Origin of the sequence: Kribbella steppae (assembly GCF_004342025.1) — a bacterium.
In the GTDB taxonomy this organism is placed as follows: domain Bacteria; phylum Actinomycetota; class Actinomycetes; order Propionibacteriales; family Kribbellaceae; genus Kribbella; species Kribbella steppae.
Window position 1 is genome coordinate 74,255 of the sequence record NZ_SLWN01000006.1, and the last position, 26,747, is coordinate 101,001.

The following is a 26,747-nucleotide window of genomic DNA, read 5'->3' on the forward strand; positions in this document are numbered from 1 at the left end:
AAGCATCCCGCCGCCGATGACGCCGAGGGGATCGGGATCAAGCAGCAGCGCTCGTCGATGGTCCTGAGCCGGGGCTTCCCGCGACGACTACGTGGAACCGGTCGAGATGCGCGCCGACGCCCCTGCCCCAGTTGCCTGCCCGACGGCGGTCCGCGCGTCCACGTGAATCGGCCAGTTCTCCCTGGTTGCGGACCAGCCTTACCGACACCCCACTCTTGGCGGCACCTCAGTTGACGGCCTCAGCGGGGAGCACGGCTGCGGTGCGTGGCGGCGGGGTGGATCGGCTGGTCGCTGCGCTGCGGGTGCTCGCGGCCCAGCTGGAGTGCGCTGACCACGAGGGCGAAGTGGCTGAAGGCCTGGGGCGTGTTTCCCAGCTGGCGTCGCGTCACGGGATCCCACTCTTCGCTGAGCAGCCCGACATCGTTGCGTAGGGCAAGTAATCGCTCGAAGAGGATGTTTGCTTCCGTGGTCCGTCCGGCGTGGTTCAGCGCGTCTACGAGCCAGAAGGAACAAGCGAGGAAGGCGCCTTCGCCGGCGGGAAGGCCGTCCTCGCTGGACTCGGTGCGGTACCTCAGCACGAGCCCGTCCTGGGTGAGTTCCCGCTGGATCGCTTCGACAGTCGCGATGACCCGGGGGTCTGTGCCGGAAAGGAATCCGACCCGGGGGATGAGCAGCAGGCTGGCGTCGAGCTCTGTGCTGCCATAGGACCGGACGAAGGTGCCGCGCCTGGCGTCGTATCCGTTGGTTAGTACGTCGGTGTGGATCGCACCGCGCAGGTATTCCCATCGGCGGACAGGACCGGGAAGCCCGCTGTCATGGGTGGCGCGGGCCATGCGATCGGCGGCGACCCAGGCCATCACTTTGGAGTGCGTGAAGTGGCGCCGTGGTCCGCGCATCTCCCACAACCCGTTGTCGGTGTCTTTCCAGTGGCCTTCGAGGTAGTCCATCAAGGCGACCTGGAGGTCCCACGCGTCGTCCGGCTTGCTGATGTCGGCCTGGCGGGCGAGGTGGAGGCCGTCCAGGACCTCACCCCAGACATCGAGCTGCAATTGACCGGCTGCTGCGTTGCCCGTTCGAACGGGGGTGGATCCCTCGTAGCCGGCCAGCCAGGGGAGGCTGGTTTCAGGCAACCGGCGGGTACCGTCGAGGCCGTACATGATCTGTAGCTTGCTGGGATCGCCGGCTACCGCCCGGAGCAGCCATTCGCGCCAGGCCGTTGCCTCGTCGCCGTATCCGGCTGCGAGGAGTGCCTGCAGGGTGAAGGTCGCGTCGCGCAGCCAGCAGTAACGGTAGTCCCAGTTGCGGGGGCCGCCGAGCTGTTCCGGCAGCGACGTGGTGGCCGCTGCGACGATGCCACCGGTAGGCCTGTAGGTGAGCGCCTTGAGCACGATCAGCGAACGCTGTATGTCGTCGCGCCAGCGGCCGGTGACTGTTGAGCGTTCCGACCAGCGCTCCCAGAAGTCGATCGTGTCGGCCAATGCGCGGACGGCGTCGACCGGCTTTGGTCTGCTGAGGTGGCTCGGCGCCCAGGTGAGGACGAATGGCACCGTGTCCCCGGCTCGGACCGTGAACTCGGAGATGGTGCGATTGTCCCGGCCTTCCAGGGGTGCCGGCGTACGCAACCACGCCGAATCGGGCCCGGCTACGGCCTCGATGGTGCCGCCCACGTTGCGGACCCACGGGATGATCTGCCCGTAGTCGAATCGCAGGCGCAGCTCGCCGACCATCGGTACGGCTCCGCTGACACCCTGCACAATCCGGACGACGTCGGGCGCCTGGCCGCGCGGAGGCATGAAGTCGATGATCCGGACGGTGCCCTCGGCCGTGTCCCACTCCGACTCCAGCACCAGGGTGTCGCCGCGGTAGCGCCTTCGCGTACAGGACCCGCCGGCCGCTGGAGCGAGCAGCCACCGGCCGGCTTCAGACGTGTCCAGCAGCGCCGCGAAGCAGGCACCGGAGTCGAACCGAGGCAGGCACAGCCAATCGACGGAGCCCTCCCGGCTGACCAGTGCCGCGGTGTGGAGATCTCCCAGCAGGGCGTAGTCCTCGATGTTCGTCATTGCCCGGCTGCCTCGAGGTCGATGACCACCTTGACGTCGTCAGGCTGCCGAGCGAACGCCTCTGGAAAACGATGCAGCGGAACCGTACGGGTGATCAGCCGGCTCAACCAGTCGCGGTCGGCAGCCGCCAGCGCACGGGTGGCCTGTTCGTAGTGCCGCCGGTTGGCGTTGACGCTCCCGAAGATGACCTTGTTGCCGAGCACCGCCTCACGGTTGAGGGCCCCGACATCGAGCGGTAGTCGCCTGCCGACTCCGGACACCCCGGTCAGACAGACGATTGCGTCCGGTACGCAGTTCCTCATCACATCGACGACGACCTCCGGCGCGCCCGTGCACTCGATCAGCACATCGGCTCGCACACCGGAATCGGGCAGCGACTCGTGGTGGTAGGTGGCGCCCAGCGAGCGGACGAGATCCGGTTTGGGTCCTGCGGTGACGCGGTCGATGACGTGCACGCTTAGACCGCACTGGACACCAAGCAGCGCTGCGAGTAGACCGACCGGTCCGGCGCCGGTGACGGCGACGACTCCGGGCTGCCAGAAGGCTCGCTTCCCGATCCGCTCTACCTGCTCCCAGGCCTTCGCCGCGACGGTCACCGGTTCGAGCAGGACCCCGAGGCGTCCAAGCGAGGGGCTCAGCCGTACGACGGCGTCCGGCTCGGTCCGCCACCGTTCGCGGGCGAATCCGTGCAGGCCACGGATCCCGTGCTCGGTGTAGCGGCCGTTGCGGCACATGTCCCACTCGCCGACGGCGCAGGCCGGGCACGGCTCAGGATCGGGACGACGCACGATGCCCACAACGAGGTCACCCACCGACAGGCGGCTGCCCGACGGAGCCTCCAGGACGCGCCCCAGATTCTCATGACCGAGCACCAGGAAATCCTCGCCTGGCGGCGCCTCGCCGTACTCGCCGTTGATGATCTCCGAGTCAGTGCCGCACAGGCCGACCACCAGTGACTGGACCAGCACCGAGCCTTCGTCAGGGTGCGGCTCAGCCATCTCCCTCAAGCTCGACGAGCCCTGCTGACCAGGCCGAACCGTCAGTGCCAGCATCGTCTCCCGACGCCTCGGTGCAACGTGGGCACCCTCGTGCGGAGTCACTCCGCCCGCCGACGGCGAGCGGTCGAGTTCAGTCAACGATTCGTTTCTGAGGTCGCGCACCGGGCACTCCTTGTCCGAGCTTGCGGGTCGTGTACTCGTCCAGCCTCGGGCACGTCCGATGAGAGCGAGATGAGAGCGACTCGACGGTTCAGCTACGCGAACAACCCCGCTGGATAAGGGGTTGTACTGTCAAAAACGTGCGCAGACTCGTTGTGATTCTTTTCGTGGCCGCTCTGGCCCTGGCAGGTTTCGGAGCTGCCGCTCATTCGCTCCGGGCATCACGTGCCCGGGCAGCGCACCGGTCTCCGTCAGAGTCCGGAGCGTCGGCTCAGTCGGCCAAGCCGCCGCCATCCACGAGTGCAACCAACCTCGTGATGACGAACGGTGTGCGGAACCAGCTGATCGCAGCAGCGGCCAAAATCAATGGCAATGTGCCGGTGTCGGAGTTCAAGGGGCTGGAGCCGCAAGGAAGCCACTATGCGTATGACCCCGCGACAGAGACGTACTGGGCAGCAGCTTCGCTTCTTCCCCGCGACGATTCCTCCGCCGCGGCGGTCTCGGTACAAGACAACGGCTCCTACAACGTCTTTCGCCGAACGCTCGGAGGATCGTGGACGGCGTACGACGTAGGGCTGGCCGGTGTCGGCGGCACAGGTTGCCCGATCACCTTGCCGCCAGCGGTGTTGCAGCTGTGGGGCTGGCCGAGCAAGACCTGCGGGCCTGGCCCGCCATCCTGAGCACGACCGCTCCCGCCGCATCCTGGCGACGGCGCTGATTACCGCCAGCAGGTACGGCGACTTCCCACTGGCAGGGTGCGGAGATCGGCGCTGGCCGTGACGACACAACAGTCCCGCACGTACCTGACGATGAACAGGCGACCGCATGCTTGACAAGGGCAACAGATTCCGGCCGGCCGGGGTCGGCGTGATCCTGGGTGTGGTCGGCGTCGTCTTCGGTGACATCGGGACCAGTCCGCTGTACGCGGTGCAGACCGTCTTCTCGATCGGCGGGGGAGCGGTAGCCCCGACAGCGGGTGATGTCTTCGGCATCGTGTCGCTCATCTTCTGGTCGATCACGTTGATTGTGTCGGTCAAGTACGTCGTCTTCGTCATGCGCGCCGACAACGACGGTGAAGGCGGTGTGATGGCGCTGGCCGCGTTCCTCCGAGGCCTGCTCGGCGGTACTGGGCGTCGCGGCCTGACCTTGATTCTGGGGCTCGGCATCCTGGGCGCGGCCTTGTTCTTCGGCGACAGCATCATCACCCCGGCCATCTCGGTGCTTTCGGCGGTCGAAGGACTCGAAGTCGTCTCGCCCGGTCTGTCGCACCTGGTTCTGCCAGTCACTGCCGTCGTGCTGACGTTGCTGTTTGCGGTGCAGCGCGGGGGAACCGAGCGGATCGGCAACCTTTTCGGCCCGGTCATGACCGTGTGGTTCGTGTCGATCGGTGCGGCCGGCGTGGCGGGAATCGTGCCGCATCCGGGTGTTCTGTGGGCACTGTCTCCGACGTACGCGGTCGCCTTCGTCGTCGATCGCCCGTCTACCGCGTTCGTCGCGATGGGCGCCGTCGTACTGGCGATAACCGGCGCCGAGGCGCTGTACGCCGACATGGGGCACTTCGGCCGGAACCCTATCCGCCGGGCATGGTTCGTCATCGTCTTCCCAGCGCTGACGCTGAACTACCTCGCCCAGGGCGCCCTGATCCTGCACGACCCGGGCACGCGGGAGAACCCGTTCTTCCTGCTGCTGCCGGCGTGGGCGCGGCTGCCCATGGTCCTCCTCGCCACCGCGGCGACGGTGATCGCTTCGCAGGCCGTCATCTCCGGCGCGTTCTCCGTGTCCCGGCAGGCACTGGGGCTCGGTCTTCTCCCACGACTCCGCATCCGGCAGACCTCCGGCCGCGAGTACGGCCAGATCTATATTCCGAGTGTGAACTGGCTGCTGTTCGCGGCGGTCCTGATCGTGGTGCTCACCTTCGGTTCCTCGGCGCGGCTTGCGACCGCCTACGGCGTCGCCGTCACCGGCACGTTCTTGATCACCACGACGCTGTTCCTGGGTGGTTGCGCGGGCCCGATGGCACTGGGCGACGTGGCAGTGCGTGCTCGTCGGGCTGGTCCTCGGCGGCCTGGAGCTCAGCTACTTTGCCGCCAACCTCACTAAGGTGACACACGGCGGGTGGCTGACCCTGCTGATCGCGGCTGTGGTGTTCACCGTGATGGTCACCTGGCGGCGCGGACACCAGATCGTCAGCTCGCGCCGCGCGGAGCTGGAAGGCCCGCTGCCCGACTTCATCGGCGAAATGAAGACTGCCCACGTGAAGCGGGTCCCGGGACTTGCCGTGTTCCCGCACGCGGACAAGGCAACCACGCCTTTGGCCCTGCGGCTCAACGTCGCGCACAATCACGTGCGGCACGAGCGGATCGTGATCATCTCGAGCCGGACCGCGCCAGTTCCTCATGTGCCATGGGACCGCCGCCTCAGCGTCGACCAGCTGCGCGACCCGAACGACGGCATCGTGTACGTCGCGGCGAGGTTCGGGTTCCACGATGACACCGACCTTCCTGAGGTCGTGCGGCGTGTCGCCGGCACCGCTCCCGAGACGGACTTCGATCCGGACGCCGCCTCGTACTTCGTGTCTCGCCTCGCACTCCGCCGTACCCGTGCCCCCGGACTCGCCGGCTGGCGGAAGCAACTGTTCCTCGTGCTGTGGCGCAACGGCGCGACTCAGCAGGAGTTCTTCCACCTGCCCGACGACCGCACCGTCATCCTCAGCACCGAAGTACGCCTATAGGTCCGGTTGTCGAGATCTCAAACGCCACGCGAAGGCGAGGCAGGGCCGCTGCCTGCCGGGTCGACAGGGATCGCGGGCCGCCGGGCGAGCATTCGGAGGCTGGGGCGATAGCACCTCCGGAGAGGGTTCTCGGGTGAACTGCCGCGGGATCTCCCGCAGTTCGTCGAGCGTTCCGGCCAAACGCGTCCGCGATCTCGTCGGGCTGCGCCCGGAGTTCGGCCTGTCCGTTGGGCATTGAAGAGCGTGGCGATGAGAACAGCCAGGGCGCGCTTCGTCATGCGGCTTCGCCTTGATCGGCGGTCGGCAAGGTGAATGACTGGTGCGCCACTGCGCGTCCAGAAGGTTGCCCTCGGCATCACGGACCTTGCCCTCGCCCATCACCGCGAGCGCGACGTGGGACAGCGGGGCGAGTTTGGTCGAGCACGGTCTGACGCCGGTCGTGCTGGCAGAGAAGGAAGGTCTCGCGCTGGAAGTTGCATGGTTCGGTCTGGTGCTTTCACCGAGTTCTCATGAACTCGTCGGCAGCGTTGTTGGCGACGCCGTACCCGGCGTCGACCCGAAGGAGCAGACCATGCCAACAGCCGATTCCACGACCGAACGGCACCCGGTGAGCGACGCGCCGGCCTCTTCGACTCCCGATGGTCAGCGGCGGTCCTCGACGCCCCCGCCACCGCCTGGCCGGCGCTGGCGGCCGTGGCACTTCATCATTGCCCTGGGCATCTTCGCGCTGCTGTTCTTCGGGCGTGGTGTGATCACCGCGGCACAGACGGAATCGCTGTCCTACAGTGCGTTTCTGGCGGATGTCCAGGCCCACAAGGTGTCCGCGGTGGCCGTCGGCGCCGACGGGCAGATCACCGGGACGCTCACCGGTGGCCCGCGTTTCGCCACCCAGGCGCCGACATGGGCTCTGACCACTGACGATCTGGCCAATCGCCTGGAGACCGCCGGCGTGCAGGTGTCGGCCGAGGCGGCGACCGACACTCTGCGGCAACTGATCGATTCGCTGCTGCCCACGCTGCTGCTCATCGGTGCCTTCGTCTGGTTCAGCAGCCGGGCCGAGCGGAGCCTTGGTTCGGGTGGCGGGCTGGGTGGCCTCTTGCGGGGTAAGCCGGCCAGGGTGACTGAGGCCGAGCGGCCGAGCACGCGGTTCGGCGACGTCGCCGGCTACGACGGGGTGAAGGAGGAGGTGCGGGAGGTCGTCGACTTCCTGCAGCATCCGGAGCGGTACCGGCGAGTGGGCGCGAGAGGTCCGCGCGGGGTGCTGCTGGTCGGTCCGCCCGGTACGGGTAAGACGCTGCTCGCCCGGGCTGTGGCCGGCGAGGCGGAGGTCCCGTTCTACGCGGTCACCGGCAGCAGTTTTGTGGAGATGTTCGTCGGTCTCGGCGCGTCCCGGGTCCGGGACTTGTTCGCCGATGCGCGGCGCAATGGTCCGGCCATCATCTTCATCGACGAGATCGACGCCATCGGTGGCCGTCGGGGGGTGAGCGGCTTCGGCGGGCACGACGAACGGGAGCAGACCCTCAACCAGTTGCTCGCGGAGATGGACGGCTTCACCCAGGGCGGTGCGGTCGTCGTCCTGGCGAACACCAACCGGCCGGAGATCCTCGATCCCGCGCTGCTGCGCGCCGGCCGGTTCGACCGGCAGGTGCAGGTTCCGTTGCCCGTGCTGGCGGAGCGGGCCCAGATCCTCGGCGTCCATACTCGCGACAAGGTGCTCACCGGGCACGTCGACCTGATGGACGTGGCGCGGGGTACGCCGGGCTTCAGCGGCGCCGACCTGGCGAACCTGGTGAACGAGGCGGCGCTGCGGGCCGCCCGGGACGGTCGCGGTGAACTGCGGCCGGCCGACTTCGAGGACGCGCGGGAACGGCTGATCCTCGGTCGTCGTGACGGTGCTGCGCTGCTTCCGGAGGAGCGGTTGCGGGTTGCTGTGCACGAGGCCGGCCATGCGTTGGTGGCGGCCTTGTCGCCGACCGCGGACCCGGTCTCGAAGATCACGATCCTCCCGACCGGTCTGGCGCTGGGCGCGACGCATCAGCTTCCGACCGACGAGCGCCGGCTGTACACCGAGCAGTATCTGCGGGAGTCGCTGGCGGTTCGGCTGGCCGGCCGCGCGGCCGAAGTCCTCGTGTTCGGGGAACCTTCGACCGGAGCGGCGGACGACCTCGCAGGGGCTACCGACCTCGCGCTGCGCATGGTCCGGGACTACGGCTTCTCGAAGGATCTCGGGCCGGTCGCTTATCCCACCGCGCGTTCGTCCGCTGACAGTGCCGAGGGTGGGGACAGGCCGTACGCCGAGGCGACCCAGCGGCACGTCGATCTGGAGGTGGCACGCGTACTCCGGGCCGCTGACGAGCAGGCCGATCTCTTGCTCGAACGCCATCGCGCATCACTCGACCGATTGAGCGAGCGGCTGCTGCAGGACGAGACAGTCGACGGTGCGGTCGTCTACGACATCGTCCGCAACCCACCGACACGGGTCGCCTGAAGGAGGAACCATGACGATCATCAAGCGCGGCCGAAGGGCGATCCGCTGGCTGCCGGTTCTACTGGCGATGCTCACGGTGGCCGGATGCGGTGGGTGGCCACCGGTCCAGGACCTTCCCGGAGGCGGCGTCGACGCCGAGTCGGGCCGGGTCGTCATCGACGACATCTGGGTCGACGGCCCACACGGTATCACCGCCGGGGGCAGCACGCCGTTGCGGTTGGCGATCACCAACGCGTCCCCGACCGCCGACACCCTGGTCGGTGTCTCGACCCCGCTCGCCGGCCGAGCCGTGCTCGAGCAGAACGGCCACCCGGTGGCGGGCATCGCCCTGCCGGCATCGGGTTTCGTCGACCTCGAGTGGCGGACCGGTGTCGAGCTCGAGGGTCTGCGTACGTCGCTCATCCCCGGCACGTATGTCCCGGTGACCCTGCGGTTCGCGCACGCAGCCCCGGTGACCGTGCGGGCAGCCGTCGGACCGCTCGCCGTACCCGAGCCGCAGAACCCTTCCACCTCGGCCTGACCTGGCCGTAGAGAGGAGCGAGATGAGTATCGCGGAAACGACAGCCACCGGCCCGGTGCGCAGTCTGGTGCCGGCCCGGCTGGATCGGTTGCCATGGTCGAAGTTCCACTGGCTGGTGGTCATCGGCCTGGGCGTCTCCTGGATCCTCGACGGGCTGGAGATCCAGATCGTGTCGCAGGCGGGTTACCAGACCACGCTCGGCCTCTCCGCCGGCGCGGTGGGCGCCGTCGGCTCGGTCTATCTGGCGGGACAGGTACTGGGCGCGCTGTTCTTCGGGCGGATCACCGACCGGCTCGGCCGCCGGAAGTTGTTCATGATCACGCTGGGCGTCTATCTGGTCGCGAGCGGGATCGGCGGGCTGTCGTTCAGTCTGTGGTTCCTGTTGGTCTTCCGGTTCATCGCCGGGATGGGGATCGGCGGTGAGTACACGGCGATCAACTCCGCGATCGACGAACTGATCCCGTCGCGTTACCGCGGCCGGGTCGACATCGCGGTGAACGGCACGTATTGGGGTGGCGCGGCGCTCGGTGCGGTGGCCAACCTGTACCTGCTGTCGGACCATCTTCCCACGAACCTGGGCTGGCGGATCGGCTTCTTCCTGGGACCGGTGATCGGCCTGGTCGTCATCTTCCTGCGCCGGACCCTCCCGGAGAGCCCGCGCTGGCTGATGACCCACGGACGGCAGGAGGCGGCGGAGCGCACGGTGGCGGAGATCGAACGCCGGGCAACGTCCCGGGGCGCCGAGCTCCCGCCGGTTCCGGAACGGCTGGCGCTGGAGATCACGCCCGTCGACCGGGTCTCCTACCTGAAGATCGCGAAGGTGTTCTTCCGCGACTATCCCTCGCGATCCTTCCTCGGCTTCTCGATGATGGTGACGCAGGCCTTCCTGTACAACGCGATCTTCTTCACCTACGCCCTGGTCCTGCAGCACTTCTACGGCGTACCGAAGGCACACACCAGCTACTACTTCTTCCCATTTGCCCTTGGCAACCTTCTCGGGCCGCTGCTGATCGGGCACCTGTTCGACACGATCGGCCGGCGCCGGATGATCCTGTTCACCTATGGCGTCTCGGGATTGTTGCTGCTGGCCTCGGCGTACTTGTTCCAGGCGGGACTGCTCAACGCCACCACGCAGACCGCCTTGTGGTGCGTGATCTTCTTCCTCGCCTCGGCCGGCGCCTCGTCGGCGTACCTGACCGTGAGCGAGATCTTCCCGCTGGAGCTGCGTGGCCAGGCGATCTCGTTCTTCTTCGCCATCTCGCAGGGCGCCGGCGGAGTGGTCGCGCCGTTCCTGTTCGGGCATCTGATCGGTACCGGCGACAGCGCGGTTCCGGACCGGAATCCGCTGACGTGGGGATACGTGATCGGAGCCGTGATCATGATCGCGGGTGGGGTCATCGCGTGGTTCTTCGGCGTCGATGCCGAGCGTCGGTCGCTCGAGGACATCGCCAGCCCCTTGTCGGCAACCACCAACCATCGGGAGGTCACGTCATGAGTGGATTCATCGTCGTAGCGGTCGATCCGGCGACAGGCTCGAAGGAGGCGCTGAGATGGGCCGCCGACGAGGCCAGGCTCCGTCAGGCACGCCTGCGCGCCGTGATGGCGTGGCGAGCCGCGCGGCCACCGGCTGCTCCCGCTGCCCGGCCTCCGGTGGCTCTGAGCCTCAGTCCCACGGACGCCCAGGCCGCTGCCGATGCGAAGCTCGCCAGGATGGTGGCCGACGCGCTCGGCCCCGGGAACGCAGCCTGCTGCCTCGCGGTGCACGGAGCGACGCTGCCGGTCTTGCTGACCGCCGCTCACGATGCCGACCTGCTCGTGCTCGACCCACCTCGCCCGACCGACATCACCCGCGCCAAGGCCAGCCTGCTCGCGCCCCAACTGGTGTTCCGGGTGCCCTGCCCAGTCGTTGTCATCCCACCCAGGACCGCGTAGGGCGGCTACCTCATCGGCGGTGCCGGCGTCTGATGATCAGGGCAACGGTCACGAGGACCATCGCGATCAGTACGCCGGACCAGCTGAGGTAGCGTTCGGCTCGCGCGTAGGCCGCACCGGCGAGGAATCCGACGCTGGCTACGGTGACGGCCCACAGTGTCCCGCCGGCCACGTTGTATGCGACGAAGCGCCGGTAGGGCAACCCGCTCGCGCCGGCGACTGAGGGGACCAGCGCCCTCAGTAGCGCCACTGAACGACCGAGCAGGACGGCGGGACCGCCGTACCTCTGGACGAACGCCTGCGCACGGTCCAGACGCTGCTTCGGCGCGCCGGTCGCACGAGAGAACAGGCGCGGTCCCAGCTTCGTGCCGACGGCATATCCGATGCTGTCGCCCAGGACCGCGCCGAGCGCCGCGGCCGCCATCACGGCGAGCAGTGGTACTCGGCTTTCGTGTGCGAAGACTCCGCCGAGCAGTACGGCGATCTCCGCCGGTATCACGACACCCAGCAGGGTCGAGGCCTCGAGCGCGGGCAATGCGAACACCACGAGGAGCAGGGCCCAGGGCGGTACTCTCGCCAGCTCGCGGAGCAGGCTGCTCATTCGGCGTCGGGATCTAGTCGGTAGCCCGCGCCGCGGACGGTGTGGATGGTGTCGCGACCGAACGGGCGGTCCACCTTGTCGCGGAGGTAGCGGATGTAGACGTCGACCACGTTCGATCCGCCGTCGTACGCGAAGTCCCAGACATGGTCGATCAGGTAGGTCCGGCTGAGTGCCTCGCCGGGTCTGCGCATCAGTTCCTGGAGGAGCGCGAACTCCTTCGGGGACAGTGCGACCTCGACGTCACCTCGCCGGACGATCCGAGACACCGGATCCAGGGTCAGATCGCCGGCCCGCAGGACGACGGGACGTTCCAGCGGTCCTCGCCGGGTGAGCGACCGAACCCGGGCGAACAGCTCCGCCAGTGCGAACGGCTTCGTGAGGTAGTCGTCGGCACCGGAGTCCAGGCCACGGACACGGTCCGCTACGGCGTCCCGCGCGGTCAGCATGAGTACGGGCGCCCACCGGCCTTCGGCCCGGATCCGGCGGCAGACCTCGAAGCCGTCCGGAGCGGGGATCATGGCGTCGAGCACCACCGCGTCGTAGTCGTTCTCGAGCGCATTCCACAGTGCGTCCGCCCCGTTGGCCGCGGCATCGACGGCGTACCCCTCCCGCTGCAGGCTGCGGACCAGCAAAGCGGCCATGCCGGGATCATCCTCCACCACGAGCAGCCGCATACCTGTCAGCGTAGAACTCGGTTGCCTCATGGCTGCGGCTCACCCGCCTCGTCGAGCGGCCGCACCGAGGTCTGCACCCGGGCGGTGAGCCGCGCGAGGTCACCACGCAGTCGCTCGACCTCGTCCCGGAGCTCCTCGATGGCAACAGCCGCCCGGCGGTCCGACTCCAGGGCGTACAGCGCGACTTCGGCTGCGGTGTCGTCGAGGCGGCTTGAGGTCATCAGCACGATGGACAGCGCCACCACCATGAGACCGGACAGGACGACGGTCATGCCGGTGGCGGCGTCGCGTCGTACGGTGAGCACTGTCCCCGCCCCGACCAGACCCGCGCCTACCGTGGCGGCGGTCCATGATCCGAGCAGCCCGCGCGCCAGGTCCGCGGCCCGTTCACGCCGGGTCAGCCCGTCGTGCGACCGGATCCCGGGGTGCAGACTCCAGGTCGGTTTGCGGCCGCGCAGTCGGGCTGGGCGAGGCGAGTGGGTGATGTCCGGGGTCACGGTGCCAGGATCGGGCCGAGAGGATGAGAGGACGGTGAAAGGGATGCGACTGCTGCCGCGCTCGTTGCGGGGTCGGGTGACCTTCGTGTTCACGGTCGGCGCGGCCGTCGTGCTCAGTCTGTGCCTGGCTATGTTGTACGTCGCCCTGGACAACCAACTGACGTCCGCTCTCGACGAGGACCTGTCGTCGCGCAGCTCCGACATCTCGGCCGCCTTGCGGGCGGGAGACAGCGGGGCGGTCGCCCGTGACCCGATGGCGCAGCTGTACGCATCCGATGGCGGCCAGCTGGCCGGCTCACCATCCCTGGGCGAGGGCAGACTGCTCAGCGCGGCGGACGGCAGGGACCTTCAGCGCGAGGTCGCTGAGACGCGATCGCTTTCGATCGGCGGCGAGGACGATCGGTCGAAGGTGCGGATCCTGCCGCGGCGGCTGGGATCGGGTGAGGTCCTGGTGGTCGGCGTCTCCGCGGAACCCTTGCAGGCCGCCCGCGAGCGCTTGGTGGCCGTCCTGCTCGTGGCCGCGCCGCTGCTCATCGGCCTTCTCGGCCTCGCCGGATGGCTGGTCGTCCGAGCCGCACTACGGCCGGTCGACATCCTGACCCGCGAGGCGGCCGCGATCTCGTCGGTCGAAACCGATCGCCGGCTGCCCGCCGTACCCGGCAATGACGAAATCGCCCGGCTCGCACGGACCCTCGACGGAATGCTCGGCCGGCTCCGGGTCGCCTTCGAGCGGGAGCGCGCGTTCGTCGACGACGCCAGCCACGAGTTGCGGACTCCGATCGCGGTGCTCCGGGGGGAGATCGAGCTCGCCTTGTCCGCACTCGGCGAACCGGCAGAGGTCGAGCGCTCGCTCGTCGCGGCGCTCGGCGAGACCGAACGACTGACCCGGCTCGCCGAGGACCTGCTGCTCCTCGCACGCGAGCGAGCCGGCTCTCTCGTCATCCGCCGTGAGCCGGTCGACCTGCTGGACCTGGCCGCCGGCGAGGCGCGGCGCCTTGGCCCGGTGCTCGGACCGCGGATCGAGGTTCTTGGCGAGACCGTGGTCGTCGACGGGGACCCCGATCGGCTCCGGCAGGTGCTGACCAACCTGCTGCACAACAGCGCCGCTGCCGGAGCCAGGACCGTCCACGTGCGGGCGACCAGCGATGCGACGGCCACGGCACTGGAGATCTCCGACGACGGACCCGGGTTCCCACCCGCCGTCATCGACTCAGCCTTCGAACGGTTCGTCCGCGGCGACAACGCCCGGACGCCGGGGTCGTCCGGGGCGGGTCTGGGTCTGGCGATCGTGCGCGCGGTGGTTGCCGCGCATGGTGGCACTGTCGAGGCACGCAACGGCGAGCCGCTTGGCGGCGCTGTGATCACCGCGCGACTACCGCTCGGTTGACCCGCGCTCCGATCGGCGGTCAGCGGACGCCGATGATGGTGAAGCGCTCGGCGGACTGGACGTGCCCACCGGTCGAGGTCAGGATCGTCAATGCAGGATCGGTGGAGACGAAACGTCGAATGCGTCAGTTTGAATGAGACTGCGCCAACTCAACTGAGACAGGACGACTTCGAATGGCCGCTGTTCATGGGGATGCAGTAAGGGGCCATCAGGACGCGTTGCACCTTACATAACGCCGGCTATCGGCGCAGTTGTGCACGCGGGCATCCGCACTACCTCAGCGGCGGCGCGAGCAGGACAGAGAAGTCTGCGGGACTCGTTTGCGGGACGGTGGGGGCAGTTCAGGCCGGCCGGGCTCGATTTGAGTGCCGACCGCAACTGTGACTCCCGACGGGGTGGCGTTGGCTTGCCGGTCGCTGCAGGCCTATGGACGCTTTGGGCTAGAGCGGGCGGAGTTCGGTGCCGGGGATCCAGCTGACGCGGCCGTCCTTGTCGCGGACGCGGCCGAGCCATTCACCGTTGTCGCGGATCCAGACGTCGAGTTCGCCGTTCTGCCACTGGGCGCGCTGGACCGGCTGGGCCGGGTCCACCTTGCGGATGGCGTCGGCCGGCCTGGGGCCGTGCGCGTCGTACTGGACGTCGAGATCGCTGGCTATCCGGTGGGCCTCCGTTTCGTCGTCGATGTCTGTTGCCCGCCACCCGTTGACCGCGCCGTCCCAGACGCCGAATCTGTTCGATCCGTCGTCGGCAGGTCGCACCGTGAACCGCCCAAGCATGCCTGAAGGATAGCGATAGTCGAACAGATGTTCTAGTCGCGTGCCTGGTGCGCTGAGAGTCGTGCTGGTGACTGACGCGAAGCGTCGGGCAGTAGACGAGGGGCTCGGCGTTGAGTGTGTATGAGGGGCGACGAAATGGAGGCAGAACCGCACGGCGAGGCCATGTGGATAACAGTCGTGGTTCCCGAAGGGGTGCCGGTTGTTTATCCACAGGCGGCTCGTGTGCTGTGTCGGATTGTTGTAGGACTGGCGCAGGTGGAGCGCGGATCCGAGGCCGGCTCCCGGGCGGAGGGTCAGGAGCTTGAGCGGCGACGAGCTGGGTGAGTGGACGGTTCTCGACGAGCTGCTGGGGTTGGAGGCGCTAGCCGACAAGCCCCTGGACGGTGGGGGAATCGGGAGGCTGGCGTTCTACGGCAGGTGCTCGACCGAGGACAACCAGGATCCGAAGACGTCGCTGGGATGGCAGATGGGGGAGGCTTCGCGGTTTGTGGAGCCGCTTGGTGGCGAGATCGTGGAGCAGTTCTTCGATATCGGGCAGTCGCGGTCGTTACCTTGGGAGCGGCGAGGCGAGGCCAGCCGGGTGTTGCAGGCATTGAAGGATCCCAATCGCGGCTGGGGCGGATTGGTGGTGGGGGAGGCGACGCGCTGCTGGTACAGCAATCAGTTCAGCTTGACGTGGCCGAAGTTCGATCGGTACGGCGTCTCCCTGTGGATACCGAGCTTGGGAGGGGCCTTCGATCCCGAGAACACCGTTCACGACATGGCGATGACAATCACCGGCGGCTTGTCGAAGTCGGAACGTCAGCACGTGCAGCGGCGCGTGCGGGCAGCGATGGCCGCGCAGGTGCTGGCCGATGGCAAGCACCAAGGCGGCCGGCCACCGTACGGTTACCGCGTTGTTGACGCGGGCCCACATCCGAACCCGCGGAAGGCCCAAGAGGGCTACCGATTGCGAGTGCTCGCCGTCGACGATCTCGCGGCGCCGATTGTTGAGCGGATCTTCGTCCTCTACCTCGATGGGCTCGGATTCAGGGCGATCGCAGAGAAGCTCAACTCGGAGCAGGTCCTGTGTCCGTCGGCGCATTCCCCAGGCCAGAACCCCCATCGCCGAGCCGATGGGTGGCAGGGATCCACCGTTCGCGCGATCCTCGAGAATCCCCGCTACACGGGCTTCGCGATCTATGGGCGGTGGCAGAAGGTTGAGGAACTGCTCGACCCTGACGACGTGGCCGCGGGACACATAGTGCGGTTCCGCAGGTCGCCGACATCGAAGGTCGTTCGATCCCGCGAGCCGGCCCATCCGGCGATCGTGTCGGTGAACGACTTCACCCGAGTCCAGTTGGAGATCCGCGCTCGACGCGGAGCCGACCGACGCGAGCAGACCTCGCGCCAGCGGACGCGGGTTCTCACGCCCCACACCTACCTGTTCAGAGGCCGCGTTCGATGCGCCATCTGCGGTCGCAAGATGGAGGGCGCGATACGCCGGAACACCGCGTTCTGTCGCTGTGCCGCACGGACCCTTGCCCCGGGATCGAGCGCCGCCCCGAGCCATCCGCCGACGGTGTATCTGCGGGAAGATCAACTGAGCAGCAAGGTTAACGATTGGATCGCGACGCTCTTCAGTCCTGAGCGCGTCGATGCCACCGTCGACGCGCTAGCGAGTGCGGCCAACGAAGGCAGCCCTGAGGAGCGTGCCGAGGCGGAGTTCCGGCGGAGATTCGCCGCAGCAGAGGCAGCGATGGTGCGGCTTCGCCGCGCGTTGGACGCGGGCTGGGATCCGGCCGAGCTGACCAGTCAGTACAACGCTGCAGCGGCTGAGAAGCGTGCGGCGGAGGCGGGCTTGGCGTCCATCGAGGCCCCGAAACGGCTGACGCCGAAGGAGATCCGAGCGGTGGTTGACCAACTGACCGATGTCGCTCGTGCGCTCGATCGGGCGAACCGCGACGACCTGGCCGAGTTGTACGAGGCGCTGCGACTGAGAGTCGAGTACGACCATCGAACGCGGGTGGCTGAAGTCTCAGTCACACCTGCCCCGCGTGTGGATAGTGTGTGTGTCCGAGGGGGGACTTGAACCCCCACGCCCCGTAAAGGGCACTAGCACCTCAAGCTAGCGCGTCTGCCTATTCCGCCACCCGGACGAGTGGTCTGGTCGCCGTAGCGACGCTGACCGGAGAACCTTAGCAAACTCCACAGGTGGAATTCACATCGGGGCGCGGAGGGGTGCCGGCGGGCTGACTTGGGGAGCTCTGGGGCGTAGTTTGAAATTCAAGCGGTGCCTGGGAGGAGGCCGGGATGAACAGGTGGAACGCGATGTCGTTCGAGGGTAAGGACGCCATCCTGGGGGTGGTCCGGCGGGAGGCGGGGGAGTTCTTCGAGCTGGTCGACAGCGACGAGGTGTGGGAGGCGCCGACCGGGGCCGGGCACTGGCAGGTGCGCGACGTGGTCGCGCATATCGCGGACACGACCGAGGCGTACTTCGTCGCGTTCGACGCGGCCCGGTCGCACACCGAGGTGCCGCCGGCGTACGGGCTGCCGGGGATGGCGGAGCGGGTCGACCGGCAGGCGCTGGCGCTGCGTGATGTGCCGAGAACCGAGCTGGTCGAGCGGTTGCGCGGCGACTTCGACAAGATCATGGAGATCTTTGACGCGCTGGGTCCGGAGGACTGGACCGGGCTGAACGTCCCGCACTTCTACATGGGTCCGTTGCCGGCGTTCTTCTTCCCGGCCTTCCAGTTGATGGACTACGGCGTCCACTCCTGGGACGTCCGGCAGGGGACCGGCCGGGCGCACGGGCTGACCGGCGAGGCGGCCGACCTGCTGGTCCCGTTCATGTTCGTGCTGTGGCAGTACACGACCAAGGTGCAGGAGCCCTGCGACCTCGGCATCCGGATCACCAGCGGCCCGAACGCCGGCGACACCCGGGTCCGGGTCGGTCCGGAGGGGATGACGTATGAGTCGGGCGATCCCGGCGACACTGTGATCGAGTTCGATCCCGGCAGCTTCGTGCTGACCGCGTTCGGGCGCAGCAACTCCGGCACGATCCGCGGCGAACGCGCCGTCGCGGACCGCTATCTCAACCTGTTCTTCCGTATCTGAGGGGACCCGCATGACCGATATCGACCTGCCCGCGATCGAAGCCGAGCGGGACCGGATCAGAACGACGTACCTGCAACCTGGCAAGGCCTCGTCCGCGCGGGGGCTGCACCATGTCGCGGTGCTGTGCGCGGACGTCGAGCGGACGGTCAGCTTCTACCAGGGCGTGCTCGAGTTCCCGCTCACCGAGATCGTCGGCAACCGCGACTACGAGGGCTCGAACCACTTCTTCTTCGACATCGGCAACGGCAACCTGCTGGCCTTCTTCGACTTCCCCGGCCTGGATCTCGGTCCGTACGCCGAGGTGCTCGGCGGACTGCATCACATGGCGATCTCGGTCGAGCCGGAGAAGTGGGACCGGCTGAAGAAGAACCTGGACGAGGCCGGCGTGGAGTACCTGGAGGAGAGCGGTACGTCGATCTACTTCCGCGACCCAGATGGCACGAGGGTGGAGCTGATCGCCGACCCACTGGGGGAGATGTACGGCCTAAAGGTCCTCTGACGCGAGCCGAGCGGTGAACCAGTCCCGAGCTAGTACGGCGACCTGCTCGAGCGTGCCCGGTTCGGAGAAGAGGTGGGTCGCGCCGGCGACGACCTGGAGGTCGGTGGCGCACTGCATCCGGCGGCGGGCCTGACGATTGAACTCGAGGACGTCGGCGTCCAGTTCGCCCACGATCAGCAGGGTCGGCGCAGTCACGTGCGGCAGCCGTTCTCCGGCCAGGTCGACCCGTCCTCCGCGGGACACCACCGCCCGCACCTCGTCCGTGCCGCTGCCCGCGGTCCATAACGCAGCGGCCCCGCCGGTACTCGCGCCGAAGTACCCGATCGGCAGGTCACCGTGACGATCAGCCATCCAGCGATGGGCGGCTGCCAGTCGATCGGCCAGCAGCGGGATGTCGAAGACGTTCCGGCGATCCGCGGCCTCCTCGGGCGAGAGGAGATCGAACAACAAGGTGGCGAGACCCGCGTCGTTGAGGACGTGGGCGACGTACTGGTTCCGAGGGCTGTGCCGGCTGCTGTCGCTGCCGTGGGCGAAGATCACCAGACCGTTCGCCGGTGCGGGCACCGTCAGGTCACCGGGCAGGGTCACCCCGCCGGATTCGATCGTGACGTGCTCGGGCATCAGCCCGGTGCCGATCCGTCCGATGAGCCGGCCGGATGTTCGACCAGTGCGATCACTCGGGTGGTGATGAAGCGGGCGGTGCGGACCGGAGTGCCGCTGCGGGTGACCTCGACGACCTCGGTCAGGTTACGGGTGGTGTTGATCTCGACCCGGCGGCCGGCTTTGGTCGCGGTGATCTCGTACGTCGACACGCCACTGCCCGTGTCGACGACGATCTCTACCCGGTCGCCTTTCACACCTTTCAAATACCCGGCTGATCCGATGTCATTCGGGAGTGAGGGAGGATGGGGCCCATGACTACTCCGACGCCTAGCGACCGTCCGTCGTACACGCCCGACGCCGAGGTGGTGGAGCTCTGTAGTGAGCTGATCCGGATCGACACCACGAACTACGGCAACGGCAAGAGCAACGGTGAGCGGGTCGCCGCGGAGTACGTCGCGGCGAAGCTGGACGAGGTCGGGATCGAGTCCACCATCTACGAGTCGGAGCCGGGCCGGGCGACGTTGGTCGCGCACTGGGAGGGTGAGGACCAGTCGGCCGACCCGCTGCTGGTGCACGGCCACCTGGACGTCGTACCGGCCGATCCGAAGGACTGGAAGGTGGACCCGTTCGCCGGGGAGATCTTCGACGGGTGCGTGTGGGGCCGCGGCGCGGTCGACATGAAGGACTTCGACGCGATGGTGCTGTCGGTGGTCCGGGCGCGGCAGCGGGCGGGAGTGAAGCCGCGGCGGCCGGTTCGGCTGGTGTTCACCGCGGACGAGGAAGCTGGCGGCGTGTACGGCGCCCAGTGGCTGATCAACAACCACCCGGACACTGTTGCCGACTGCACCGAAGGGATCGGCGAGGTCGGCGGGTTCTCGGTCACGGTGAAGGACGACCTGCGGCTGTACCTGATCGAGACCGCCGAGAAGGGCATGAGCTGGATGCGGCTCAAGGCTCGCGGTACGGCGGGCCACGGGTCGATGGTGAACAACGACAACGCGGTTACCAACCTGGTTGAGGCGGTGACCCGGATCGGCGGGCACGAGTGGCCGCTGCGGCTCACCCCGACGGTCCGGGAGTTCCTGAAGACGCTGGAGGACGTGCTCGAGGTCGAGCTCGACCCGGAGGACATGACCGAGACGCTGTCGAAGCTCGGCAGCTTCAGCCGGATGTTCGGCGCCACCATCCGGAACACGGCCAACCCGACGATGCTGAACGCCGGCTACAAGGTCAACGTGATCCCGGGGGACGCCGAGGCGCACATCGACGGCCGGTTCCTGCCCGGGTACGAGGACGAGTTCTTCGCCACCATCGACGAGTTGATCGGCGACAAGGTACGGCGTGAGACCGTGGTCGAGGACATCGCGCTGGAGACCGAGTTCAGCGGCGGCCTGGTCGAGGCGATGAAGGCATGCCTGGCCGCAGAGGACCCGCAGAGCCGGACCGCGCCGCTGCTCATGTCGGGCGGTACGGACGCCAAGTCGTGGAGCAAGCTCGGGATTCGCTGCTTCGGGTTCGTGCCGTTGCAGCTGCCGCCGGACCTGGACTTCATGGGCATGTTCCACGGCATCGACGAGCGCGTCCCGACCAGCGCGCTGGAGTTCGGCTCGCGGGTGCTGGACCGCTTCCTCGACGAGGCCTGATCAGTCTCGACGAGGCCTGATCGGTCTCGACGACTCCCGATCCGGTCTCGACGACGCCTGATTCGGTACGGCGTTACGTCGTCCGAAGAATGTCGAAGGCGTGGCGCCGGTGCTCGGTGAACAAGGTGTTGGCGCGGTCCGCGTCGCGGGCGCGGAGTGCGGCGACCAGCTCGCGATGCTCGGCCGGGATGTGGGCCAGGTAGCCGTCGGTGCTGGTCCGGATCCGGGTCAGCAGGAACAGGTGCACCTGGGAGCGGATCGCCTGCCACGCCTCTTCCAGCCGGCGGTGTCCGGCTGCGGCGTAGATGGCGTCGTGGAAGGCGATGTCGCTGCTCGCCATCTCGTGCGCGTCGCCGGCCTGGGTCATCTGGTCGACCGCATCGTCGATCAGTGCCAGCTCCTCGTCGGTCGCGTGGGCGACCACCTCGGTCACGGCGAGCTGCTCGAGCGCCGCGCGGAGGCTGTCCAGCTCGGTCAGATCCTGCTCGGTGAGAGTCGTCACGGTGGCGCCGCGGTGCCAGGCGCTGCGGACGAGTCCCTCGCGCTCGAGTCGTAGCAGCGCCTCGCGCACCGGACCGCGGCTGACGTCGAGCGCGGCGGACAATTCGAGCTCCCGCAGTTGCGCGCCGGGTGGGTAGCTGCCGTCGAAGATCGCCGCCCGGATCCGGTCCGCGACCTCGTCGGCCAGTCCTCGACGCCTTGCTGGAACCAGCCGGTTCGGAGAGCTCATGTCCGAATGTTAACATTCAGACATTGTTCGGTGAGGAAGGATCATCCATGGATATCCCGCGGTTCCATCTGGCTGTGCCGGTCGACGATCTGGCCGCCGCACGGCAGTTCTACGGCGAGGTGCTCGGCCTGGAGCAGGGCCGCAGCGCCGACACCTGGATCGACTGGAACCTGCAGGGTCACCAGTTCGTCACCCACGTCGCGCCGGAGCGGGTCGAGCGGATCCACAACCCGGTCGACGGGCACGACGTACCGGTGCCGCACTTCGGCCTGATCCTGTCCGTGCCCGAGTTCCAGAAGCTGGCCGATCGGCTGCGGGCGGCGAAGACCGAGTTCGTGATCGAGCCGTACGTCCGGTTCGAGGGTCAGACCGGCGAGCAGTGGACAATGTTCCTGCTCGACCCGGCCGGGAACGCGATGGAGTTCAAGGCCTTCGCCGACGACGCGCAGGTCTTCGCGGTCTGACGATGCGGTCAGCCGCGCAACCGGGACGGTCGGTGGGTGGTCTCCTCGATGTCCTGAGCCGCAGCGAGCACCAGGCGGTGGGACAGCTCTGACAGTGCCCGCGCGGCGGCGAGTTCGTCGCCGATCTGTGGCACCTCGACATCGTTCGGGTGCCGGTACGCCGTACCGCGGCCGGCAATCTGTTCTCCGTCGGTCCGCAGCCGGGCCTCGGCATGCGTGGTCCGCTCGTCCTCGACCTCGTCGATCATGATGTCGACCGTCCATTGGCGCACCGTCATCGCACTCACCCCATCTGGTTGCACCTCTAATGTCGAGCGTCGTACCGGAAGCGCTGACTCACAAGAGGTTGAGGGTGGTGCGGAGGTTGGGGAGGTGGTGGATGAGGGGTTTGGGCGGCGTAGCGGTGGTGACGAGGGAGAGCGTGAGGCGGTAGCGGAAGGGGGCGGGGGTGAGGCGCTCGCCCGGGCGGAGCTCGGCGGCGAGGGCGCTGCGGGGGATCAGGGCGAGTTGGGTACGGCGGCGGGCCATGGCGATCGTGGTGCTCAGGGTCACGCCGCGGCGGGGGACGGCGCCGAGGGCGACCAGGCGGGCGTGGATCTCCTCGGCGCCGCGGTCGTAGGTGGAGAACGGGATCGGGCGATCCTTCAACGGCTGTTTGCCGCGGCCGGGTGGGGTCGCGCCGGGTGGGACGAACAGGACGAGTTCGTCGCGGCCGACCCGGCGGGCGATGGTGCCGCGGGGCAGTGTCATCTGGTCGGCGATGGCGATGAACGCGGCGTCCATCGTGCCCTCGGCGATCCGTTCGACCAGGAAGTGGCCGTGGTCGACCTGCTGCTGGATGTCCAGGTCCGGTAGGTCCGCGTCGAGGACCGGGAACAGGATGGGCGCCAGGCTGGCGAAGGTGCCGATCACCAACCGGTGACCCGCGGCGGCCTCGCGGGTGGCGGCGTACACGTCCTCGAGGTGGCCGAGGATGTGGTCGGCGCGGCGGCCGAGCTCAGCGCCGGCCGGGGTGGGGCGGGCGCCGCGGGTGTCGCGTTCGAACAGCTTGGTGCCGCACATCCGCTCGAGCCGGGCCAGTCGCTGTGATGCCGACGGTTGCGAGATGCGTAGTTCACGGGCCGCGGTGCCGACCGCGCCGGTCCGGGTGATCGCCTGTACCAGCCGCAGGTCGTCGACCGATGGTAATGAGGCCATAGGTCCAGCCTATGGCAACCACCAAGCATCGGCCGGGTACCCGGACTGCTTGATAACTCTAAGAATCAAAGGCATGAGAGCCCGGAGCGAAGCGCTCGCACTGCTGGCGGGTAGCGGTGTGGCGGACCTGGCCCTCCGGATGACGCAGGTAGCGTTGCCGCTGGTGATCCTCCACGAGACCGGTTCCATCGCTGCTACCGGGCTGGTCGGCGGTGCGTCCGGCGTACCGGTGCTGCTGTCGCCGTGGTGGGCCAGGAGGGCGCGGCAGTGGGTGGACTCGGGTCCACGGCTCGCTGTGGTTGCAGCCATCCAGGCACTGGCCCTGGCCGCCGTGCCGGTCGCAGCCACGCTAGGACTCCTCACACCCGAGTTGCTCGTCGTCAGCGGTCTACTGCTCGGGTGTGGCGAAGCTCTGTCCACACCAGGACGGTCAGCGCTCTTGGCTGACACCGGAGACCGGTGGGGTGAGGGCAAGGCCGTCGTACTGCTCACCTGGCAGGACGGACTCCGCAGGATCGGGATGATGGTCGGACCGTTCATCGGAGCCTTTGCGGTGTCGACAGGATTGACCAACGGCCTGCTGTGGGTGGAGGCGGTCGCTGTTGTGGCAGCAGGGCTCCTGGCTTGCAGTGTGAAGGCAGAGCGCGCTCCTGCAGGCGCAGCGACCCCTTCGATCCGTGCCAGCCTGAGAGGCCGTCCCGACGTGCTCTACGGCTGGATAGTCCGTGGGACCGGCTGCGTGACCTGGTTCGCCTTCACGCTCGGCCTGTCGGTGATCGGTGCGCAGCGCGGTGAGCCCGGTGTCTACCTGGCTGCCGGCATGACTGGGTACGGCGTCGGTTCCGTCATCGGTACGGCGATCTCGTTGGCCGTCGTACGTCGTCTTCCGCCAGTACCGCTGGCCGCGATGGCCTGGGCCTTCATGGGTTTGTGCTGGACCGCCATGGGGTTGTGGACGCACCCGGCGTTCATCGCGCTGATGGGCGGTCTTTCGGGCACGACCGTCGTCCTCGGGATCGCCGCGATCTCTGTCCTGATCACGCGATCCTCAGCCGGCGCCGAGCGGCGGGCGCTGCTGTCCGGGCAGACCGTGGTCGTCAACGCGGGGAGTTCCGCCGGAATGCTGGCCGGTGGACCCATCATCGCGGCGGCCGGAGCCGAGCACGCCCTGGTCGGCGCCGGGTTGCTCACCACGCTCGTCGCGCTGGTAATCCTGGTGAAAGCCAGACCGCTGCAGTGCGACACTGCGGATCATGTCCGAGATCGTGATCACCACACTGGCCGAGCGGCCTGAGGTCACCGGCTGGCTGGGTGACTTCTGGAACGTCTGGCCGCAGTTCATGTTGCAGGACCTGGTCGCCGACGCGCTGATCGGCCAGGTGGCGCAGGAGTTCGCGGACCAGTGCCTGATCGCGACCGAGGACGGCGAACTGGTCGCCCACTCGCGCAGCATCCCGTTCGCGTTCCCGCTCGAGGACCGGACCGAACTGCCGTCGCGCGGCTGGGACCAGGTGCTGCAGTGGGGGTTCGAGGATCTCCGCTTCGAGCGGGAGACGAACGTGTCCAGCGCCCTGGAGATCGTGATCAAGCCGACGCACCTCGGCCGCGGACTGTCCTACCGGATGCTGCAGGCGATGCGCGACGCGGTGAAGGCGAAGGGCCACACCACCCTCTACGCCCCGGTCCGGCCGAACGGGAAGACCGACGCCCGGATGCCGATGACGCAGTACGTCGAACAGGTCCGCGAGGACGGTCTGCCGACCGACCCGTGGTTGCGCGTCCACGTGAAGGCCGGCGGCAAGATCCTGAAGGTCGCCACGACCTCGATGCTGATCGCCGGCTCCCTGGCCGAATGGCGCACCTGGACCGGCCTCCCGTTCGACCGCACCGGCGAGGTCATCGTCCCCAAGGCCCTGGTCCCCGTCCTCGCCGACGTCGACCACGACCGAGCGATCTACGCCGAGCCCAACGTCTGGATCCAGCACGACCTCTGAAACCCCAACTAGTTGGGGTGCCGGGGAGGGCGTACAGCTCGGAGTATCAGTGGCATGAGTACTACGGAAAGCAACAAGGCCACTGTCCGCGACCTGATCGACGGGCTGTTCACGAAAGGGGACCTCGGCGCGGTCGACACCTACTTCGCCGAGGACTTCGTCAATCATGATCCGCCGTTCGGGGTTGCGGCGGATCGCGAAGGGATGCGTGCTGCCGGGGCGATGATGCGGGCGGCGTTCCCGGACTGGCACAGCGAGCTGCACGAGTTGGTTGCCGAGGGCGACATCGTGGTCGAGCGGTTCACCGCCAGTGGGACGCAGCGCGGTGAGGTGATGGGGGTCGCGCCGACCGGGAAGACGGTGAGTCTGCCCGGGATCAACATCTTCCGGCTGCGGGACGGTCTGGTGGTGGAACGCTGGGGCCGGCTGGACGAGCTCGGGTTCCTCCGGCAGCTAGGCCGCGTACCGGATCAGCCGTAGCATCGCGATCATGGGGGCGGCGGATCGCCTGGAAGTGCTGATCCAGCGGTGCTACGCGGGGCTGGACGCCGATCAGCTGCGGTCCGAGACGCTGACCCGGCTGAAGAAGCTGATGACCGTCGACGCGGCGTTCTTCGCGACGGTGGATCCGGCCACGATCCTGTTCACCTCCGCGAGTGCGGACGATCCGCTCGGTGACGTGACTGAGCAGTTCCTCCACAACGAGTTCGGTGCGGACGACGTGAACAAGTTCGCCACTCTCGCCGCCGCACCCGACCCAGTGAACTCGCTCGGCCACGCGACGAAGGGGGAGTGGCCGAGCAGCGCCCGGTACGTCGAAGTGATGCGGCCACTCGGCCTTGGCGACGAGCTCCGGGCCGCCCTGCTGTCGAACGGCCGCTGCTGGGGCGTCATCTGCCTGCACCGGGAGAACGCCACGACTGGCTTCTCGGAGCAGGAGCTTCAGCTGGTACGACGGCTTGGACCGCATCTCGCGGAGGGGCTACGACGAGGCCTGCTCGGCGGCTCGATAGCGCCTGTTGATGTCGGCCCAGGAGTCGTGGTCCTCGACAAAGCACAGCAGGTCGTGACGGTGAGTGCCGAAGCCGAGCACTGGATGGCCGAGCTGGAGCCGGAGCGGCGGACTGAGTTGCCGGTTGCCATCAGAGCGGTGGCGGCGCAGCTCACCCGCGTCCACGAGCTGCCGACAGCTCCGGTGCTGAAGGTGCGGACGCCACACGGTCGGTGGCTCGCGCTCCATGCGTCGACACTGCGAGGAGCCGAAGGGCAGCGGACGGCGGTTGTCATCGAGCCGGCCACGGCGGCGCAGCTCGGGTCGTTCCTGCTTGACCTACACGGGCTGACAGCGGCTCAGCAGCGCGTCACCGAGCTCCTGCTGAAGGGCTACTCGACCCGGCAGATCGTCGACCGGTTGTGCCTGTCCCCGCACACGGTGCAGGAACACGTCCGGGCGGCCTTCGACAAGGTGGGCGTCGGCAGTCGTCGTGAACTGGTGACGGCCTTGCTCACAGGGTCCGCATCACCCGGATGATCCGGCGCCGGAGCCAGACCCGTCGCGTCCCGTCCGGGTAGCGACGGAGCCGGGCCAGTTCCCAGCCGCCGTACTCGGCGTGCTCCGTCAGCAACCGGCGGACGGCGCCGCGCGACTCCGTCCTGGACACCTCGAACTGTTGCAGTTCGTATTCGGCCATCCGCACC

27 protein-coding genes, 1 tRNA gene and 1 pseudogene are annotated in these 26,747 nt (G+C 68.1%); 16 read left to right on the plus strand and 13 right to left on the minus strand.

Annotated features, from left to right (window positions below; genetic code table 11):
• Positions 1–239: 239 nt before the first annotated feature.
• Together EV652_RS18015 and EV652_RS18020 are read right to left on the minus strand one after the other, a co-directional pair.
• Positions 240–2,060, minus strand: coding sequence for a glycoside hydrolase family 15 protein (locus EV652_RS18015; protein ID WP_132210317.1), 1,821 nt, complete (start codon positions 2,058–2,060; stop codon positions 240–242).
• On the minus strand, positions 2,057–3,058 hold the full coding sequence (locus tag EV652_RS18020; protein WP_242001842.1) for a glucose 1-dehydrogenase: 1,002 nt from the start codon (positions 3,056–3,058) through the stop codon (positions 2,057–2,059). The genes EV652_RS18015 and EV652_RS18020 overlap by 4 nt, the downstream gene beginning before the upstream one ends.
• 476 nt (positions 3,059–3,534) lie before the next feature.
• Here EV652_RS18020 and EV652_RS18025 point away from each other — a divergent pair, with 476 nt between their 5' ends.
• The 6 genes and pseudogenes from EV652_RS18025 (at position 3,535) to EV652_RS18050 (ending at position 10,888) form a co-directional block, all read left to right on the plus strand.
• Positions 3,535–3,897 carry a hypothetical protein gene (locus EV652_RS18025; RefSeq protein WP_132210318.1) on the plus strand — a complete coding sequence of 121 codons (363 nt, stop codon included), beginning with the start codon at positions 3,535–3,537 and terminating at the stop codon, positions 3,895–3,897.
• A gap of 145 nt (positions 3,898–4,042) precedes the next feature.
• Positions 4,043–5,948: pseudogene (locus EV652_RS18030) on the plus strand (potassium transporter Kup).
• 571 nt (positions 5,949–6,519) lie between these two features.
• Positions 6,520–8,436: an ATP-dependent zinc metalloprotease FtsH gene (gene ftsH, locus EV652_RS18035; RefSeq protein WP_132210319.1), complete on the plus strand. Its 1,917-nt coding sequence runs from the start codon at positions 6,520–6,522 to the stop codon at positions 8,434–8,436.
• Positions 8,437–8,446: 10 nt separating this feature from the next.
• Positions 8,447–8,956: a copper chaperone PCu(A)C gene (locus EV652_RS18040; protein WP_132210320.1), complete on the plus strand. Its 510-nt coding sequence runs from the start codon at positions 8,447–8,449 to the stop codon at positions 8,954–8,956.
• Between the two features lie 22 nt (positions 8,957–8,978).
• Positions 8,979–10,451 carry an MFS transporter gene (locus EV652_RS18045; protein ID WP_132210321.1) on the plus strand — a complete coding sequence of 491 codons (1,473 nt, stop codon included), beginning with the start codon at positions 8,979–8,981 and terminating at the stop codon, positions 10,449–10,451.
• On the plus strand, positions 10,448–10,888 hold the full coding sequence (locus EV652_RS18050) for a universal stress protein (protein ID WP_132210322.1): 441 nt from the start codon (positions 10,448–10,450) through the stop codon (positions 10,886–10,888). Before EV652_RS18045 ends, EV652_RS18050 begins: the two co-directional genes overlap by 4 nt.
• Before the next feature lie 10 nt (positions 10,889–10,898).
• On the opposite strand, the gene EV652_RS18055 is transcribed toward EV652_RS18050, so the two are convergent.
• Genes EV652_RS18055 through EV652_RS18065 form a run of 3 tightly spaced genes read right to left on the minus strand, consistent with a single transcriptional unit; the run spans position 10,899 to position 12,660 of the window.
• Positions 10,899–11,489 carry a DedA family protein gene (locus EV652_RS18055; RefSeq protein ID WP_132210323.1) on the minus strand — a complete coding sequence of 197 codons (591 nt, stop codon included), beginning with the start codon at positions 11,487–11,489 and terminating at the stop codon, positions 10,899–10,901.
• Positions 11,486–12,163, minus strand: coding sequence for a response regulator transcription factor (locus EV652_RS18060; protein WP_132210324.1), 678 nt, complete (start codon positions 12,161–12,163; stop codon positions 11,486–11,488). Before EV652_RS18060 ends, EV652_RS18055 begins: the two co-directional genes overlap by 4 nt.
• Positions 12,164–12,189: 26 nt before the next feature.
• Entirely contained in the window at positions 12,190–12,660 is a 471-nt protein-coding gene (locus EV652_RS18065) for a hypothetical protein (protein WP_132210325.1), read from the minus strand.
• Between the two features lie 43 nt (positions 12,661–12,703).
• Between EV652_RS18065 and EV652_RS18070 the strand changes: the two genes are divergently transcribed.
• A complete protein-coding gene (locus tag EV652_RS18070; protein WP_132210326.1) occupies positions 12,704–14,047 on the plus strand; it encodes a sensor histidine kinase in 1,344 nt (447 codons plus the stop codon).
• A 440-nt stretch (positions 14,048–14,487) separates the two neighbouring features.
• Here the strand turns inward: EV652_RS18070 and EV652_RS18075 are convergent, their stop codons facing one another.
• Entirely contained in the window at positions 14,488–14,823 is a 336-nt protein-coding gene (locus tag EV652_RS18075) for a hypothetical protein (RefSeq protein WP_132210327.1), read from the minus strand.
• A gap of 301 nt (positions 14,824–15,124) precedes the next feature.
• Between EV652_RS18075 and EV652_RS18080 the strand changes: the two genes are divergently transcribed.
• The gene (locus EV652_RS18080; protein ID WP_132210328.1) at positions 15,125–16,894 is read left to right on the plus strand and encodes a recombinase family protein; all 1,770 of its coding nucleotides are present in this window, start codon (positions 15,125–15,127) and stop codon (positions 16,892–16,894) included.
• Here EV652_RS18080 and EV652_RS18085 read toward each other — a convergent pair.
• Positions 16,876–16,961, minus strand: a tRNA-Leu gene (locus EV652_RS18085). The genes EV652_RS18080 and EV652_RS18085 overlap by 19 nt on opposite strands.
• 154 nt (positions 16,962–17,115) lie before the next feature.
• Between EV652_RS18085 and EV652_RS18090 the strand changes: the two genes are divergently transcribed.
• Positions 17,116–17,919 (plus strand): maleylpyruvate isomerase family mycothiol-dependent enzyme, encoded by an 804-nt coding sequence (locus EV652_RS18090; protein WP_199238256.1) that lies wholly within the window; start codon positions 17,116–17,118, stop codon positions 17,917–17,919.
• 10 nt (positions 17,920–17,929) lie between these two features.
• A complete protein-coding gene (locus tag EV652_RS18095) occupies positions 17,930–18,418 on the plus strand; it encodes a VOC family protein (RefSeq protein ID WP_132210329.1) in 489 nt (162 codons plus the stop codon).
• On the opposite strand, the gene EV652_RS18100 is transcribed toward EV652_RS18095, so the two are convergent.
• Together EV652_RS18100 and EV652_RS18105 are read right to left on the minus strand one after the other, a co-directional pair.
• The gene (locus EV652_RS18100) at positions 18,404–19,039 is read right to left on the minus strand and encodes an alpha/beta hydrolase family protein (RefSeq protein ID WP_132210330.1); all 636 of its coding nucleotides are present in this window, start codon (positions 19,037–19,039) and stop codon (positions 18,404–18,406) included. The two genes, EV652_RS18095 and EV652_RS18100, sit on opposite strands and share 15 nt — an antisense overlap.
• Positions 19,039–19,275: a DUF8836 family protein gene (locus EV652_RS18105; protein ID WP_132210331.1), complete on the minus strand. Its 237-nt coding sequence runs from the start codon at positions 19,273–19,275 to the stop codon at positions 19,039–19,041. The genes EV652_RS18100 and EV652_RS18105 overlap by 1 nt, the downstream gene beginning before the upstream one ends.
• 57 nt (positions 19,276–19,332) lie before the next feature.
• On the opposite strand from EV652_RS18105, the gene EV652_RS18110 reads away from it, so the two are divergent.
• Positions 19,333–20,664 (plus strand): M20/M25/M40 family metallo-hydrolase, encoded by a 1,332-nt coding sequence (locus tag EV652_RS18110; RefSeq protein ID WP_132210332.1) that lies wholly within the window; start codon positions 19,333–19,335, stop codon positions 20,662–20,664.
• 73 nt (positions 20,665–20,737) lie between these two features.
• On the opposite strand, the gene EV652_RS18115 is transcribed toward EV652_RS18110, so the two are convergent.
• The gene (locus EV652_RS18115) at positions 20,738–21,394 is read right to left on the minus strand and encodes a GntR family transcriptional regulator (RefSeq protein WP_132210333.1); all 657 of its coding nucleotides are present in this window, start codon (positions 21,392–21,394) and stop codon (positions 20,738–20,740) included.
• Positions 21,395–21,441: 47 nt separating this feature from the next.
• Here EV652_RS18115 and EV652_RS18120 point away from each other — a divergent pair, with 47 nt between their 5' ends.
• Positions 21,442–21,858 (plus strand): VOC family protein, encoded by a 417-nt coding sequence (locus EV652_RS18120; RefSeq protein ID WP_132210334.1) that lies wholly within the window; start codon positions 21,442–21,444, stop codon positions 21,856–21,858.
• Positions 21,859–21,866: 8 nt separating this feature from the next.
• Here the strand turns inward: EV652_RS18120 and EV652_RS18125 are convergent, their stop codons facing one another.
• Complete coding sequence (locus EV652_RS18125) at positions 21,867–22,136, minus strand: DUF1876 domain-containing protein (RefSeq protein ID WP_132210335.1); 270 nt, start codon at positions 22,134–22,136, stop codon at positions 21,867–21,869.
• Positions 22,137–22,194: 58 nt separating this feature from the next.
• Positions 22,195–23,055 carry a LysR family transcriptional regulator gene (locus EV652_RS18130; protein ID WP_132210336.1) on the minus strand — a complete coding sequence of 287 codons (861 nt, stop codon included), beginning with the start codon at positions 23,053–23,055 and terminating at the stop codon, positions 22,195–22,197.
• 73 nt (positions 23,056–23,128) lie between these two features.
• Between EV652_RS18130 and EV652_RS18135 the strand changes: the two genes are divergently transcribed.
• The 4 genes from EV652_RS18135 to EV652_RS18150 are packed head-to-tail and all read left to right on the plus strand — an operon-like array spanning position 23,129 to position 26,580.
• Entirely contained in the window at positions 23,129–24,349 is a 1,221-nt protein-coding gene (locus EV652_RS18135) for an MFS transporter (protein WP_132210337.1), read from the plus strand.
• Complete coding sequence (locus tag EV652_RS18140; RefSeq protein ID WP_132210338.1) at positions 24,309–25,049, plus strand: N-acetyltransferase; 741 nt, start codon at positions 24,309–24,311, stop codon at positions 25,047–25,049. Before EV652_RS18135 ends, EV652_RS18140 begins: the two co-directional genes overlap by 41 nt.
• A gap of 54 nt (positions 25,050–25,103) precedes the next feature.
• Positions 25,104–25,529: an ester cyclase gene (locus EV652_RS18145; RefSeq protein ID WP_132210339.1), complete on the plus strand. Its 426-nt coding sequence runs from the start codon at positions 25,104–25,106 to the stop codon at positions 25,527–25,529.
• A 10-nt stretch (positions 25,530–25,539) separates the two neighbouring features.
• Positions 25,540–26,580, plus strand: coding sequence for a LuxR C-terminal-related transcriptional regulator (locus tag EV652_RS18150; RefSeq protein ID WP_132210340.1), 1,041 nt, complete (start codon positions 25,540–25,542; stop codon positions 26,578–26,580).
• On the opposite strand, the gene EV652_RS18155 is transcribed toward EV652_RS18150, so the two are convergent.
• A complete protein-coding gene (locus tag EV652_RS18155; protein ID WP_130448421.1) occupies positions 26,555–26,740 on the minus strand; it encodes a DUF5703 family protein in 186 nt (61 codons plus the stop codon). The two genes, EV652_RS18150 and EV652_RS18155, sit on opposite strands and share 26 nt — an antisense overlap.
• Positions 26,741–26,747 lie beyond the last annotated feature (7 nt).